This is a genomic window from Nocardia violaceofusca NBRC 14427 (genome assembly GCF_963869435.1).
Lineage (GTDB): Bacteria > Actinomycetota > Actinomycetes > Mycobacteriales > Mycobacteriaceae > Nocardia > Nocardia aobensis.
The window spans coordinates 58,984-72,879 of sequence record NZ_CAWMPM010000032.1 but is presented as its reverse complement, the minus strand read 5'-3'; the positions used below and the strand labels follow the sequence as shown (position 1 = coordinate 72,879).

Annotated in this window: 14 protein-coding genes; 7 read left to right on the top strand and 7 right to left on the bottom strand. The window is 69.1% G+C overall.

The genetic code is table 11. From position 1 onward, the window contains the following. Window positions 1–15: 15 nt before the first annotated feature. From AC5592_RS25600 to cofD, 3 genes are read right to left on the bottom strand one after another with little or no spacing between them, the layout of a single operon-like run. Complete coding sequence (locus AC5592_RS25600) at window positions 16–534, bottom strand: NUDIX hydrolase (RefSeq protein WP_036504556.1); 519 nt, start codon at window positions 532–534, stop codon at window positions 16–18. Further along, entirely contained in the window at window positions 531–1,889 is a 1,359-nt protein-coding gene (locus tag AC5592_RS25595; RefSeq protein ID WP_036504558.1) for a coenzyme F420-0:L-glutamate ligase, read from the bottom strand. The genes AC5592_RS25600 and AC5592_RS25595 overlap by 4 nt, the downstream gene beginning before the upstream one ends. After that, window positions 1,886–2,857 carry a 2-phospho-L-lactate transferase gene (cofD, locus tag AC5592_RS25590; RefSeq protein WP_198163935.1) on the bottom strand — a complete coding sequence of 324 codons (972 nt, stop codon included), beginning with the start codon at window positions 2,855–2,857 and terminating at the stop codon, window positions 1,886–1,888. Before cofD ends, AC5592_RS25595 begins: the two co-directional genes overlap by 4 nt. A 624-nt stretch (window positions 2,858–3,481) precedes the next feature. Here cofD and AC5592_RS25585 point away from each other — a divergent pair. Continuing rightward, a complete protein-coding gene (locus tag AC5592_RS25585) occupies window positions 3,482–3,715 on the top strand; it encodes a WhiB family transcriptional regulator (protein WP_036504657.1) in 234 nt (77 codons plus the stop codon). 253 nt (window positions 3,716–3,968) lie between these two features. Here AC5592_RS25585 and AC5592_RS25580 read toward each other — a convergent pair whose 3' ends face one another. Beyond that, window positions 3,969–4,445: a metallopeptidase family protein gene (locus AC5592_RS25580; RefSeq protein ID WP_167331878.1), complete on the bottom strand. Its 477-nt coding sequence runs from the start codon at window positions 4,443–4,445 to the stop codon at window positions 3,969–3,971. Between the two features lie 149 nt (window positions 4,446–4,594). Here AC5592_RS25580 and AC5592_RS25575 point away from each other — a divergent pair, with 149 nt between their 5' ends. From AC5592_RS25575 to AC5592_RS25555, 5 genes are all read left to right on the top strand, one after another. After that, window positions 4,595–4,984: a DUF3499 domain-containing protein gene (locus AC5592_RS25575; RefSeq protein WP_036504562.1), complete on the top strand. Its 390-nt coding sequence runs from the start codon at window positions 4,595–4,597 to the stop codon at window positions 4,982–4,984. 75 nt (window positions 4,985–5,059) lie between these two features. Then, window positions 5,060–6,442, top strand: coding sequence for a phosphomannomutase/phosphoglucomutase (locus AC5592_RS25570; RefSeq protein WP_036504565.1), 1,383 nt, complete (start codon window positions 5,060–5,062; stop codon window positions 6,440–6,442). A gap of 92 nt (window positions 6,443–6,534) precedes the next feature. Next, complete coding sequence (locus AC5592_RS25565; RefSeq protein WP_063065659.1) at window positions 6,535–7,734, top strand: amino acid adenylation domain-containing protein; 1,200 nt, start codon at window positions 6,535–6,537, stop codon at window positions 7,732–7,734. Then, window positions 7,734–8,969: a mannose-6-phosphate isomerase, class I gene (gene manA, locus AC5592_RS25560; protein WP_036504569.1), complete on the top strand. Its 1,236-nt coding sequence runs from the start codon at window positions 7,734–7,736 to the stop codon at window positions 8,967–8,969. The genes AC5592_RS25565 and manA overlap by 1 nt, the downstream gene beginning before the upstream one ends. 92 nt (window positions 8,970–9,061) lie before the next feature. Continuing rightward, window positions 9,062–9,982 (top strand): cation diffusion facilitator family transporter, encoded by a 921-nt coding sequence (locus AC5592_RS25555; protein WP_036504571.1) that lies wholly within the window; start codon window positions 9,062–9,064, stop codon window positions 9,980–9,982. 83 nt (window positions 9,983–10,065) lie between these two features. Here the strand turns inward: AC5592_RS25555 and AC5592_RS25550 are convergent, their stop codons facing one another. Both AC5592_RS25550 and AC5592_RS25545 read right to left on the bottom strand, forming a co-directional pair. Further along, window positions 10,066–11,517 carry a phytoene desaturase family protein gene (locus tag AC5592_RS25550; protein WP_063065678.1) on the bottom strand — a complete coding sequence of 484 codons (1,452 nt, stop codon included), beginning with the start codon at window positions 11,515–11,517 and terminating at the stop codon, window positions 10,066–10,068. A 41-nt stretch (window positions 11,518–11,558) separates the two neighbouring features. Continuing rightward, on the bottom strand, window positions 11,559–12,131 hold the full coding sequence (locus AC5592_RS25545; protein WP_063065658.1) for a TetR/AcrR family transcriptional regulator: 573 nt from the start codon (window positions 12,129–12,131) through the stop codon (window positions 11,559–11,561). Window positions 12,132–12,219: 88 nt separating this feature from the next. Here AC5592_RS25545 and AC5592_RS25540 point away from each other — a divergent pair, with 88 nt between their 5' ends. After that, complete coding sequence (locus tag AC5592_RS25540) at window positions 12,220–12,660, top strand: DUF4267 domain-containing protein (RefSeq protein WP_063065657.1); 441 nt, start codon at window positions 12,220–12,222, stop codon at window positions 12,658–12,660. Window positions 12,661–12,777: 117 nt separating this feature from the next. On the opposite strand, the gene manB is transcribed toward AC5592_RS25540, so the two are convergent. Continuing rightward, window positions 12,778–13,881 (bottom strand): mannose-1-phosphate guanylyltransferase, encoded by a 1,104-nt coding sequence (gene manB, locus AC5592_RS25535; RefSeq protein WP_036504576.1) that lies wholly within the window; start codon window positions 13,879–13,881, stop codon window positions 12,778–12,780. Window positions 13,882–13,896 lie beyond the last annotated feature (15 nt).

Here is a 13,896-nt window from a genome sequence, read left to right as displayed (position 1 = left end):
CCGTCGACGATCGATTCAGCGCAGTAGCACGTCCGAATCGGCGGGCAGCGCGTCGACCGGCCACCACCGCAGATCCGTCGACTCCGCACTGCGCACCGGAATCGCGCCGCGCGGTGCGCGAATCTTGAACAGCAGATCCAGGTGTCGGGTCGGCACCCCGAGCGAGCAGGTGATCGGGTGGGCCTGCGCGCCGTACAGCCCGGGCTCGACCTCCAGTCCGGCGATCCCGGACTCCTCGGTCGCCTCCCGCAGCGCGGCGTCGACCACGGTCTCGTCACCCGGCTCGCAGTGACCGCCCAACTGGATCCATCGGCCGACCCGCGGATGCAGCGTCAGCAGCACCTCACGCTCGTCGTGTGAGAACACCACCGCCGAGGCGGTGATGTGACCGGGTGCGTGTTCGCGCAGACAGCCGCGCGGCGCCGAACCGAGAAATGCCAGCATCGCCTCCCGCACGGACTGTTCCGGATGCGTCGCGGGCTTCCAGTTCTCGAGCAGCTCGGTGGCCGAGGCATGCAACGACTCGGTACTCACAGCTCGACCAGACCCGTTCCCGCCTCGCGCGGCGGGCGCGGCGAAAGCTCCTCCTCCGGATAGCCGACGGCTATGGCGCCCAATGGTTTCCAGTCCGGCGCCAGACCCAGGACCTCGCGAGTCACCTCGGGCGCGAAGATGGTCGAGCCGATCCAGCAGCTGCCGACACCGCGCGTGGCCAGACCGACCAGCAGCCCCTGCACAGCCGCACCGACCGCGACGGTGAACATGGTCGACTCGGCGGCGCGGCGGCGCTCGTCCGGGTAGTCGTGCGCGCCGTCGGGGACACAGAACGGAATGATCACCTCGGGTGCGTCGAACAGGATCCGGCCGCGTGCGACCCGGCGCTCCACCCGATCGGGATCCAGACCGTCGGCACCGAGGTCGTTACGCCATTGCGCCGCCATCGAATCCAGCAGGCGCGCGCGCAGCGCCGGCTGCCGCAGCCACACGAACCGCACCGGCCGGGTGTGATGCGGAGCGGGCGCGGTGAGCGCGTCGCCGACCGCGGCGCGGATCAACTCGGGATCGACCGGGGTGTCGGCGAAGGTCCGCACCGAGCGGCGCAGCAGCAGCGCTTCCCGGCGGCCCTGCTCGATCGCCTCGGCGGTGCCGAGCCAGAACAGATCCTCCTCGCCACCGCGCAGCAGATCCTTGGCGGTGGATCCGTCGTCGTGCGGAGTCAGCCCGCGCACGACCGCGACCGGCACGCCGCCCAGCTTGCCCTTCGCGAGATCCGCCGCGGCGGCGAGTTCGTCGGCCACCGCCACCTGGGTGACCTGCAGCTCGTTCCCCTGCCCGTCGACCGCGCCGGCATAGTCGTGCACGACGCGCAGACCGGCGGCACCGATCGCGGCATCGGTCTGGCCGATGCGCCAGGCCCGGCCCATCGTGTCGGTGATCACCACCGCGACGTCGACGCCCAGCCGCTGCGCCAGTGCCGCCCGCAGCGCCGCGGCGCTGGCATCGGGATCGGTTGGCAGCAGGACCAATTCGCCCTGCTCCACATTCGAACCGTCGACCCCGGAGGCAGCCTGCACGATGCCGATGTGATTCTCGGTGATGAGGGTGCGCCCCTTGCGCGCCAGCACCCGCACCGCCTCGGCGTCGACGAGTTTGCGACGCACGGCATCGCGTTCGTCCGGGTCCCGGGGCGCCTCGACGATGCGCCCCTCGGCCTTGGCGACGATCTTGCTCGTCACGACCAGCACGTCGCCGTCGACGAGCCAGGGGGCCTGGGCCGCAATGTGTTCCGCGACATCGTCACCCGGCCGGAATTCCGGTAGCCCCGGCACGGGGATGATCCTGATCTCCCCGCCGGGCGCATGGTCGGTGTTTCGCTCCTGAGTGCTCATGCCGGCACCCCCGCGATGTCGAGCGCCTCCCGCACCATCGCGGCGGTGGCGGCGGGATCGCTCATCAGCAGCGGCACGCTGCGCACCTGGACACCCGGCACATCGGCCTCGTCGGTCGAGTGGATGAGCCAGCCGTCGAGGATGCCCGTGTCCGAGCGGGCGCCGAAGTGCCGTCCGATGGCCTCGGCCGAGGTTTCCACACCGATCACCTCGAGGCATTCATCGGCCATGCCGCGCAAGGGTTTTCCCCCGATCACGGGCGATAAACCGACGACTTTGGCGGAGGTGGTCCGCAGCGCGCCCCGGATACCCGGCACCGCGAGGATCGCACCGATGCTCACCACGGGGTTCGAGGGGGCCAGCAGCACCACGTCAGCACCCTCTATGATTTCCGTCACACCAGGGGCGGGTTTGGCTTGATCCGCCCCGATTGTGACGAATCCATGGGTCTCGACGTTTGCTCGGTACCGTACCCACCACTCCTGGAAATGAATCGCGCGGCGTTCGCCAGGGTTGTCGGGGTCACTGATCACAACGTGCGTTTCGCACCGATCGTCGGTTGCCGGGAGAAGTTTCACACCGGGCTGCCAGCGATTGCACAGCGCTTCGGTAACCGCCGAGAGCGGGTATCCCGCGCGCAGCATTTCACTGCGCACCAGATGCGTCGCGATATCGCGATCTCCGAGTCCGAACCAATCCGGTTGTGCGTGGTATTTCGCCAGTTCCTCCTTGGCGTGCCAGGTTTCTCCCACCCGGCCCCAGCCGCGCTCGGTATCGATACCCCCACCCAGCGTGTACATGCAGGTGTCCAGGTCGGGACAGATGCGTAAACCGTGCATCCAGACGTCGTCGCCGACGTTCACCAGCGCCGTTACATCCGCTTCCGGCAGCAGTTCCCGTACACCTTGTAAGAAGCGCGCGCCGCCGACTCCACCGACCAACACCGCAATGCGCGGTTTACGATCAATCCGCTCGATCTCGGCCGCGATGTCCGCTTGTTCTCCAGTCACATCCGCACAGCCTATGCGGTGCCCGGAAGCGGGGGTTCGAGTGCGTATTTGCTGGTCATTTGCTACTTCGAGGTTACCGAACCGCGTCGAAGGCGGCCTCGGATAGTAACGGAATTGTGTCGGCAGCTTGACCATCGACGCGTCCGGCGTGTCTAATCACAGACATGTCATTCCGGGTCCGCGCGAGAGCCTTTGGCGCAGACCGCGTTTCGAACGCATGTTCGCATCGGAACGACAAGCTCGGGGATGTCCGCGGGACTACGTCGCGGTGTGGGACCGTCGGTGGGCACGTCCGGTCCGACGGAAAAATCATTCTGCGCTAACACACAGTGAGGAGGCGGAGCGATGGCCGAGGAGCTGGCCCCGTCGGGCATTCCGGGCGGTGTATCGCAAACCGATTCCACAGCATGCGCAGCACCAAGCGACTGCGCTGACAGCCGGAACGACGAACGAGAGGGGGGCAGCACGGTGAACAACGAATCGGGATCGCTCGACAGAACTCCGCAAGGAGGGCAGTGGGCGCGCACTCAGCGCAAACCCGAACCACCGCAGCTGAGTCTCATCGTCACCGACTTCGATGCGATGTTCGACACCATCGAAGAACAGTGGCAGGAACGGGCGCTGTGCGCCCAAACCGATCCGGAAGCCTTCTTCCCCGAAAAAGGCGGCTCCACAAGGGAAGCCAAACGGATCTGCCTGGGCTGCGAGGTCCGCGACGAGTGCCTGGAATACGCACTCGCCCACGACGAGCGGTTCGGTATCTGGGGCGGCCTGTCCGAACGCGAACGCCGCCGCCTCAAGCGCGGCATCTCGTAGCCGCCTCTCCGGGCCTCTGCGGACGAGTAAGAGCCGCTCGGGTCGCGTTGCGGGCCGGCGGTTGTGGGCCTGGCCGGGTTGTGGGCGTACCCGGTGAGTTACCCATGTGCTCGCGAAATATGTTGTCCGGGTGTCCCGTTCGCCTCGCTTCGCTTCGCTTCGGCGGAGCGGGGCGGGAACGGGGGCGACAGTGATCGAGTCGTCCGGTTCTCGTTTTCCGTGACGAGCGGGGCGACCGGCTGCTCTCGTGGGCCTACTCCCCTGTCGGGTCGATGATCTCCGGGTCTACGCCCAGGTAGGTGGCTATCTGCTGGACCAGGACTTCACGCAGAAGGTCCAGGAGGTCTTCCGGGTCGTGGGCGCGGAGTTCGAGGGGTTTGCGGAACAGGACCACTCGGGCTCGGGTGGCTACGTTGTGGCGGTCGACTCCGGCCGGGATCAGGCGGGAGAGCGGGACCGGGCCGTCGGCGACCACCTCGTCGGGCCAGGTGACCGAATCCGGATGCAGCGGACGGATCTTGGGGACGTCGTCGACCGCGATGTCGAGTTTGGTCAGGCGATCGTGCCAGCGGGCGTCCAGCGGGGCGAACGCCTCCAGCACCAGGCGGTCGAACTGCTGGCCGCGGGTGCGGCGCGCGGGCGCCGACGGCGGCAGCATCGGTCCGCGCACGCCGCGGCCGCGGCGAACCACCGAACGGGTCGTCACCGGCCGCCTCTTCGATCGGGTCATACCTTGCGACAGTAGTCACCGCGCCGGCGGCGGGGCCACGTGATCTCCCCGGAGCCGGAGCCCCGCGCGACCCGAAGTGGCCGGGGACCGGCCCGCGTGTCTGTCTGCGACACACGGCGTGGGGGGTTAGTCTGCTGGATGTGATTCCCATGCGTCGTTGCTGCCGCCCAGGCTGCAAGAATCCGGCCGTCGCGACGCTCACCTATGTCTACTCGGACTCCACCGCAGTCGTCGGCCCCCTCGCCACCGTCGCCGAACCGCACTCCTGGGATCTGTGCGAAACCCACGGCTCCCGCATCACCGCCCCCAAGGGCTGGGAACTGGTCCGGCACGAAGGTGGATTCTCCTCCAGCACACCGGACGACGACGACCTGACCGCACTGGCCGAGGCCGTCCGCGAAGCCGGGATGCGACGCCGCGCACCGGAACCCGAACAGCGCGGCTACAGCGAGTACGCCCCGCCCCCGGCGCGACCCCAGCGGCCCGGCCGCACCGGCCGTCGCGGCCATCTACGGGTGCTCCCCGATCCCCCGAACTGAGCCCGCACCACGCGCCGCACACGCGCGACCGGCCTGAAGCCCGGACCGGCCCGCGGCCCTACTAGGGTGTTGGTCATGACAGTCGCCCGGTCTGCCGAGTCCGTTCACGCAGTTGTCAAGGCATACGACGTTCGCGGGGTTGTCGGGGAGCAGATCGACGCGGAATTCGTCCGCGACGTCGGCGCGGCCTTCGCCCGGCTGATGCGCACCGACGCCACCCCCGCCACGCGCATCGTCATCGGTCACGATATGCGCGACTCCTCCCCGGAACTGGCCGCCGCCTTCGCCGACGGCGTCCTCGATCAGGGACTCGACGTGGTTCACATCGGGCTCGCCTCCACCGACGAGCTCTACTTCGCCTCCGGCCATCTGCGGTGCCCCGGGGCCATGTTCACCGCCAGCCACAACCCCGCGCGCTACAACGGCATCAAGCTGTGCCGGGCCAACGCGCTGCCGGTCGGCCAGGAGACCGGACTCGCGACCATCGCCGAGGAACTCGTCGAGGGCGTGCCGGCCGGACCGGGCACCCGCGGCACCGCGACCGAACAGAACTTGCTCGAGGCCTATGCCGAATACCTGCGCGGGCTGGTCGATCTCGGCGCGATCCGGCCGCTGAAGATCGCCGTGGACGCCGGTAACGGGATGGGCGGCTATACGGTCCCCGCCGTGCTCGGTGCGGTGCCGCAGCTGACCATCGCCCCGCTCTACTTCGAACTCGACGGATCGTTCCCCAATCACGAGGCGAACCCGCTGGACCCGAAGAATCTGGTCGACCTGCAGAAGTACGTCCGCGAGACCGGCGCCGACATCGGCCTGGCGTTCGACGGTGACGCCGACCGCTGCTTCGTCGTCGACGAGCGCGGCGAACCGGTCTCCCCCTCCGCGATCACCGCGCTGGTCGCGGAGCGCGAACTGGCGAAAGAGCCGGGCGCCACGATCATTCACAACCTGATCACCTCGCAGGCCGTGCCCGAACTGGTCACCGAACTCGGCGGCACGCCCGTGCGCACCCGCGTCGGCCATTCCTTCATCAAGCAGCAGATGGCCTCGACCGGCGCGATCTTCGGCGGCGAGCATTCCGCCCACTACTACTTCCGCGACTTCTGGGGTGCCGACTCCGGTATGCTGGCCGCTCTGCACGTGCTGGCTGCCCTGGGCGAGAAGGACCGGCCGATGTCGGAGCTCGCGTCCTCGTACGCGACCTACGCGGCCTCCGGGGAGATCAACTCCACAGTGGCGGATGCGCAGGAGCGAACCCTGGCGGTGGTCACCGCATTCGAAGGGCGCGCGCAATCGGTGGACCGGCTCGACGGCGTGACCGTGCGACTGCCCGGCCAGGCGTGGTTCAATCTGCGCGCATCCAACACCGAGCCGTTGTTGCGACTCAACGTCGAGGCCCGTTCGCAGGAGGAAGTAGACGCACTCGTGACCGAGATTCTGAGCATCGTGCGCGGCTGACTGGAATAGTGGAATCACAGGGCTTGGATTCGCCCGGGGACAACGACATCCCCCGGCGTGGTGACCCGATTGAGGGGAGGTGGCAACGCCCGATGATCGCAGGGACACCCGTACTCGACCTCGATGACGTCGCCTCGTTGGAGGCCGCGGATTCCGGGGGAATTTTGCGTTCGGCCGCCTCCGGGGGCGCCCAGGTGCGTGCCACCGCGGCCGCCGTCGCCGAAAACGCGCTCAGCCGGCTCGACGGTCTGCGGCCGCGAAGTCTGGTGCTGGTCTCCGGCACCGGACGCGCGGCCCGCGCGGCCACTCTGCTGCAGGCCGCGTTCGGCGACCGCGCGGGGCTGCCCATCATCAGCGCCACCACGATTCCGCAGTGGGTCGGTTCGCTGGACGTGGTGGTCGTCGCCGGTGACGACTCGGCTGATCCGCGACTGACCGGCGCCGTCGACCGGGCACTGCGCCGCGGCGCCGAAGTCGTGGTCGCCGCACCCGACGAGGGTCCGATGCGAGCCGCGGCCGCCGGGCGGGCGGCCATGCTGCCGCCGCGGATCCGGGTGCTCGACCACAACCGGATGCTGCGATTCGTCGCGGTCGGCATCGCGGTGCTGCAGGCGGTCGACCCGATGCATATCGGACCGCTGGTCCCGAACCTCGACGAACTCGCCGATGTGCTCGATGCCGAGGCACTGCGCGACGGCCCGCACCACGAGGTCTTCCACAACCCCGCCAAAACCCTCGCCGCGCGGATGCGGGAACGGCGGCTGGTGCTTACGGGCGATTCCCCCGCTGCCGCGGTGGTGGCCGAGCACGGCGCCGAGGTGCTGTTGCAGACCGCGGGGCAGATCGCGGCCGCCGTCGACCTCACCGAGGCCGTGGCCGCGAACGCACGGCTGATCGAATCCGCGGAGGTGACCGCGCCCGGTTACGATCCGCTGTTCCACGACGAGCAGCTGGACGGACCGGCCCCGGTCGATCGGGCCCGCGTGTTCGTGGTGAGCGCCGACGGCGATCAGGTCGCGGCCCGGCGCCGGCTGGCCGTTTTCGGCGCGGGCGCGGGCATCGTCGACGCCGATCTGGTCAACGTCGACATCGAGCTGATGCGCACCGAGGCGAGTGTGCCGCGCGATACCGGTGCGGGCGAACCCCAGGCGCCGGCGGCCGGCCGCGGCAGCGAGCTCGAACAACTGGCGGTGCTGGTGCTGCGGCTGGAAATGGCCGCCGCCTATCTGCGTCTGCTCGGCGGCCCCCCAGCCGCGAGCCGTCCCGCCCACTACGACGGGGGCCACTACTAGTGCACGAACTCGTTGGTGCGTTGCGTTCCTATGCCTGGGGATCTCGCACCGCACTCGCTCAGCTGTGCGGCCGGGAGGTTCCCTCCCCCCATCCCGAGGCCGAATTGTGGTTCGGCGCCCACCCCGCCGACCCGGCGAAGGTCCTCACCGACGGCACCGGCCGTTCGCTGCTGGAACTGCTGGAGGCCGAGCCGAACCGGGAGTTGGGCGCGGTCGCCTCGGCGTTCGGCGGCCGCCTGCCGTTCCTGCTGAAGATCCTGGCGGCCGAGGAACCGCTGTCGCTGCAGGCGCATCCCAGCGCCGATCAGGCCCGCTACGGATTCGAACGGGAGAACCACACGCGGGTGCCGCTGGATTCGCCCATGCGCAACTACCGCGACGACTCCCACAAGCCCGAGCTGGTGGTGGCACTCGATCGCTTCGAGGCGCTGGCCGGTTTCCGCGATCCGCTGCGCACCGTCGACCTGCTGAACTCGCTGGCCGTGCCGGAGCTGGTGCAGTACACCGAACTGCTTGCCGCCCAGCCGGATTCGGGTGGCCTGCGCACCCTGTTCACCACCTGGATCACCCTGCCGCAGGCCATGCTGGCCACCCTGCTGCCGAAGGTCCTCGACGGATGTGTGCGCTACCTCAAACAGGTCGACCCGCTCGAATACCCCAGGCAGGCCAAGGAATTCGCGGCCGAAGCGCGCACCACCCTGGAGCTGGCCGAGGCGTATCCCGGTGATGCCGGGGTGCTGGCGGCTCTGCTGCTGAACCGGTTGACGCTGGAACCCGGACAGGGCCTGTTCCTGGCCGCCGGCAGCCTGCACGCCTATCTGCGCGGCATGGGCGTCGAGATCATGGCCAATTCGGACAATGTGCTGCGCGGCGGGCTCACTCCCAAGCACGTCGACGTGCCCGAGCTGCTGCGGGTGCTGGATTTCGAACCGCTGCGCACGCCGATCATCGAACCCGAACCGGTCGATGAGAACTCGTTCCGGTACCCCACGCCCGCCCCGGAATTCGCGCTGCGACGCTTCGAATTGACCGAGGACGCCGCCGCGGTCGACATTCCGCGGGTCGGCCCCGGCATCATGCTGGTGACGGCCGGCACCGTGGCGCTGTCGCAGGCCGGGAACGAATTGCCGATCGCCGCCGGCAGCGCGGCGTGGATCTCGGCCACCGATACCGATATCCGGGCGCGAGCTCTCGGCGGCCCCGCGCAGCTGTTCTGCGCGTGTGTGGGCGAGTGAGCGCGCGGCCGGTTCGGCCGCTTTAGTAGATTGATCGAACAAATCGGACATCTACCGGCGTGCGCCGGGGACGAAAGGACCGGGGCTGCACCATGTCTGCTGGTGGCGGGAAGAAGGCGATCTTCGCGGCGTTGAGCGCGAATGCCGGTATCGCGGTGGCGAAATTCGTCGGCGCCGCGATCACCGGCTCCGGATCGATGCTGGCCGAGGCCGTGCACTCGGTGGCCGACACCGGTAATCAGGGATTGCTGTTGCTCGGGCAGAAACGTGCCGAGCAGGAAGCCGACGATCTGCATCCGTTCGGCTACGGACGCAACCGCTACTTCTACTCGTTCGTCGTGGCGCTGGTGCTGTTCTCCCTCGGCTCGATGTACGCGATCTACGAAGGTGTGCACAAGATCCAGCATCCGGAGGAATTGACCTCCCCCCTGGTGGCGATCGTGATCCTGGCCATCGCGGCGGCGCTCGAGGGCTACAGCTTCATGACCGCGATGCGGGAATCCGCACCGCTGCGCGAGGGTGCGAGCTGGTGGCGGTTCATCCGCAACTCGCGCAGCCCGGAACTGCCCGTGGTGCTGCTCGAGGACACCGGCGCGCTCATCGGTCTGCTGATCGCGCTGGCCGCGGTGGTGCTGACGGTGGTGACCGACAACGCCATCTGGGACGGCATCGGCACCCTCGGCATCGGCCTGCTGCTCGGTGTCATCGCGGTCGTGCTGATCGTGGAGATGAAGAGCTTGCTGATCGGTGAGGGCGCGACCCCCGCACAGGACGCGGCGATCCGCGCGAAGCTGGTCGACGGGGAGCGCATCGACCGGGTCATCCACCTGCGCACCGAATACCTCGGCCCGGAGGAGATGCTCGTGGCGGCGAAGGTGTCGATCGTGCCCGGACTGGAGATCGCCGATATCGCCGCCGCGATCGACGACGCCGAAGCCCGGGTGCGGGCGGCCGTCCCCGCCGCCCGGGTCATGTACATCGAGCCTGATCTGTACCGCACCCAGCCGGTGTAGACCCGCGGCGGCGGTTCGGGCGGCGGATGCCCGAGCACCGAGGATCACTGCTCCGGTCCGATGGCGGCGCGCGGGGTTCCGGTTCATGACGACGCGCCGAGCAGGACGGCCGGGTCGATGCGGATGCCGAACTGCTCTCGCAGCGCACGAGTCGCGGCGTGCATGCCGCACATGCCGTGCACGCCGGGACCCGGCGGGGTCGCGGCGGAGCACAGGTACACACCGGGAAGCGGGGTGGCATAAGGGTTCCAGCGCGGCGTCGGGCGGAAGATCGTCTGCGCCAGGGTCATCGCGCCGGCCGCGATATCGCCGCCGACGTAGTTGGCGTTGTGCGCGGGCATGTGTGCTGCCGGACGCACATGGGTGGCCTGGATCAGATCACGGAAGCCGGGGGCGAAGCGTTCGAGTTGCGCGACGACGTCGGGACTCACGTCGCGGCCGGATCCGTTGGGTACGTGGGCATAGGCGTAGAGCGTGTGGTTGCCGCCGGGAGCCCGGGACGAATCGACCACGCCCGGCTGGATCACCAGAACGTACGGCCGCTCGGCGTGCCGGCCCGACGCGACGAGACGTTCGACGGCCATTGCCTCGGCTCGCGTGCCGACGACATGTACGGTTCCCGCGGCCGCCAGCTCCGTCGCCTGCCACGGCACCGGGCCCGACAGAGCGAAATCCACCTTGCATGCGGCGCCGCCGAACCGGTAGCGCTGCAACCGGTTTCGATACGCCGTGGGCACTCGCGCGATCCGCAGCAGTTCCGTGGGCGCGGTGTCGAGCAGAACCGTTCGCACACCGGCGAATTCGTCCAGTGAATCGACGCGGTGCCCGGTGTGGACTTGCCCGCCGTGGCGTTCCAGATCGGCGATCAGCGCATCCACGATCGCCTGTGAGCCGCCGCGCGGAATCGGCCAGCCACCCACATGGCCGAGGGTGCCCAGCAGCAACGCCACACCGGCCGCCGAGAACTGCCGCGGCGGCATGATGGCGTGCGCGCTCACCCCGGTGAACAGCGCCGCCGCACGTTCCTCGCGAAAACGCAGGTCCCACAGCGGAGATGCCTGCTCGAGCAGTCGGCGCCCGAAGCGCAGCGCGGACAGCGGATCACGAGGAATACGGCGCAGGTCCGACATCCCCAGCTCCACCACCGCCTCCCACTCCCGCACCAGCGGGGCGAACAGGCGCCGCCACGTCGCACCGTCGCGGCCAAGCCCCTCGGCCGTCCGGTCCAGATCCCGCCAGGCCGACGCGGCCACCCCGCCGTCGAGCGGATGTCCGTAGGAGATCGCGGGAGTCGCCAATCCGACGCCGTGCGCACCGAGATCGAAGGCGCGGAAGAACGGGGATGCCAGCGCCATCGGATGCGCGCCCGCGCACACGTCGTGGTGATATCCGGGCAGGGTGAGCTCCGCGGTACGGCAGCCGCCACCGGCACGATCCGCGGCTTCGAACACCTCCACCTCGAGCCCCGCGCGGGCCAGTAGCACCGCCGCGGCCAGACCGTTGGGCCCGGCGCCGACCACCACCGCATCCGCCATGATCACCACTGTAGGGACCGAAAACCAAGGGACTCAGGACATCAACTCCGGGTGGCCCAGCCGATGAGCACGTCCATGCGCTGTTCCCACAGGTCCGGGCGGAGGCGATGACTGCGGTCCAGCGCAGCCATCCCGTGCAACGTGCTCCAGAACACCTCGGTGTAGGCCCCGGTGTCGGCTTCGGGGACCAGCGGCCGGAACAACCGCTCGAGCTCCTCGAAGCAGTCGCGCAGGGTCTGGGGTGCGTCGAGACCGAAGGGCAATTCGGTGTCGAGGACGAACATGGCGTCGTACAGGGCGGCGTTGTCGGCCGCGAAATTCAGATAGGCCCGGGCGACCGCCTCCATCGCGGCGCCGGGGCCGTCGGCCTGCTCGTGGGCGGCGCGGAGCACATCCCGCAACTGGCCGATCCCCTCCTCGGCCACGGCCGAGACGATGGCCCGCTTTCCCGAGAAGTGACTGTAGAGCACGGGCTGGCTGTGTTCGATGCGCTCGGCGAGCCGGCGCACCGTCACCGCATCCCAGCCGTCGGATTCGGCCAGTTCACGCGCACTGTCGATGATCGCCTGCCGACGCTGGGCGCGTTCGCGTTCCTTGCGTTCCTGAACCGTCATACCGAAATTCTAGCAACGCTAGACAAGTTAGCGATTGCCGCTTACGCTTATCCCATCGGTTAGCAACGCTAGATTTTGGAGCAATTCAATGACGCGCACTCGCCTCGCCACCGCCCTCGTCCTGATCGGCGTCGCCTTCATCCTGTACATCGGCCTCGGCTACGTCCTCACACCGAATTCCATGGCACCCGGCTTCGGGCTTCCGGCCTGGCCGCAGGGAGAGTCGGCGGCCTTCATGACACTGAAGGGGGTCCGCGATATCAGCTCCGGCGCGGTGCTCCTGGCGCTGCTGCTGACGCGGCAGCGTTTCGCGCTCGGCATCGCGATGCTCGCCACCGCGGTGACCCCGATCGGCGACATGCTCACGGTGCTGAACAATCACGGCTCGGTGACCACCGCACTGAGTGTGCACGGTCTGACCGCCGCCCTGGTCGCCGCGACCGGCGTGCTGCTCATCCGCGAGCGTTCGGCGGCGGGGTCGTCCCGTAACGCCGTCGCGGTGGTGCCGGCCACAGCCGTCCCGCAGTAGTCAGCGGTACGAGTGTTCGACATCCTTCCGGCAGCTACGACGAGGCCGCCCGTGCGAGTGCACGGGCGGCCTTGTCGATTCACAGCACAGGTCGCCTCACAGCACAGGTCGCCGGACCTAGACGTCGGTGGAGAAGCGGATCCCGCCGTCGGGCAGATCCACGCCCGGCCAGATGCGGGCGCCGCGCAGCAGCTCACAGCGGGCGCCGACGCTGGCGCCGTCACCGATCACCGCATCGCGGACCAGCGCCCGCGGCCCGATGCGCGCACCGAATCCGATGATCGAGCGCTCCACGGTGGCCCCGGCCTCGACCCGGGCGCCGTCGAACAGCACCGCACCGTCGAGTCGCGCACCAGCGCCGACCTCGGCGCCGCGCCCCACGACCGTGCCGCCGATCAGCAGCGCACCCGGCGCGACACCGGCACCGGGGTGGACCAGCGATTCCCCGCGCTGACCCGGCAGCGCCGGCGAGGGCGCGATCCCGCGCACCAGATCGGCGGACCCGCGCACGAAGTCCTCCGGCGTCCCCATATCCCGCCAGTACGAGGCGTCGACATGGCCCTGGATGTGGGCGCCCTCGGCCAGCAGCGACGGGAACACCTCGCGTTCGACCGATACCGGGCGGCCGCTCGGGATCTTCTCGATGTACTCGCGACGGAAGACGTAGCAGCCGGCGTTGATCTGGTCGGTCGGCGGATCCTGGGTCTTCTCCAGGAAGGCGGTGACCCGGCCGGTCTCGTCGGTGGGCACGCATCCGAAGGCGCGCGGATCACCGACGCGGACCAGATGCAGGGTCACATCGGCGCGGGTCGAGGCGTGCGTGTCGAGCACGGCTCCCAGATCGGCGCCGCCGAGGACGTCACCGTTGAAGACCATCACGTTGTCGGCGCGCAGCTTCGGCAGCACGTTGCGGATACCGCCGCCGGTCCCCAGCGGTTCGGTCTCGGTGACGTATTCGAGGTCGAGGCCTAGTTCGGCGCCGTCGCCGAAATGTTCCTCGAAGACCTCCGCCTTGAACGACGTGCCCAGCACCACATGGGTGATCCCGGCATCGGCGATCCGGGCCAGCAGGTGGTGCAGGAACGGCAGACCGGCGACCGGCAGCATCGGTTTCGGCGCCGAGAGCGTCAGCGGGCGCAGCCGCGTGCCCTGGCCACCGACCAGGATCACGGCGTCGGTTGCGGTGTCCACGCCCGCGCTCCCTCCCGAATTGTCCGGCATCAGTCTTCCCCTTTT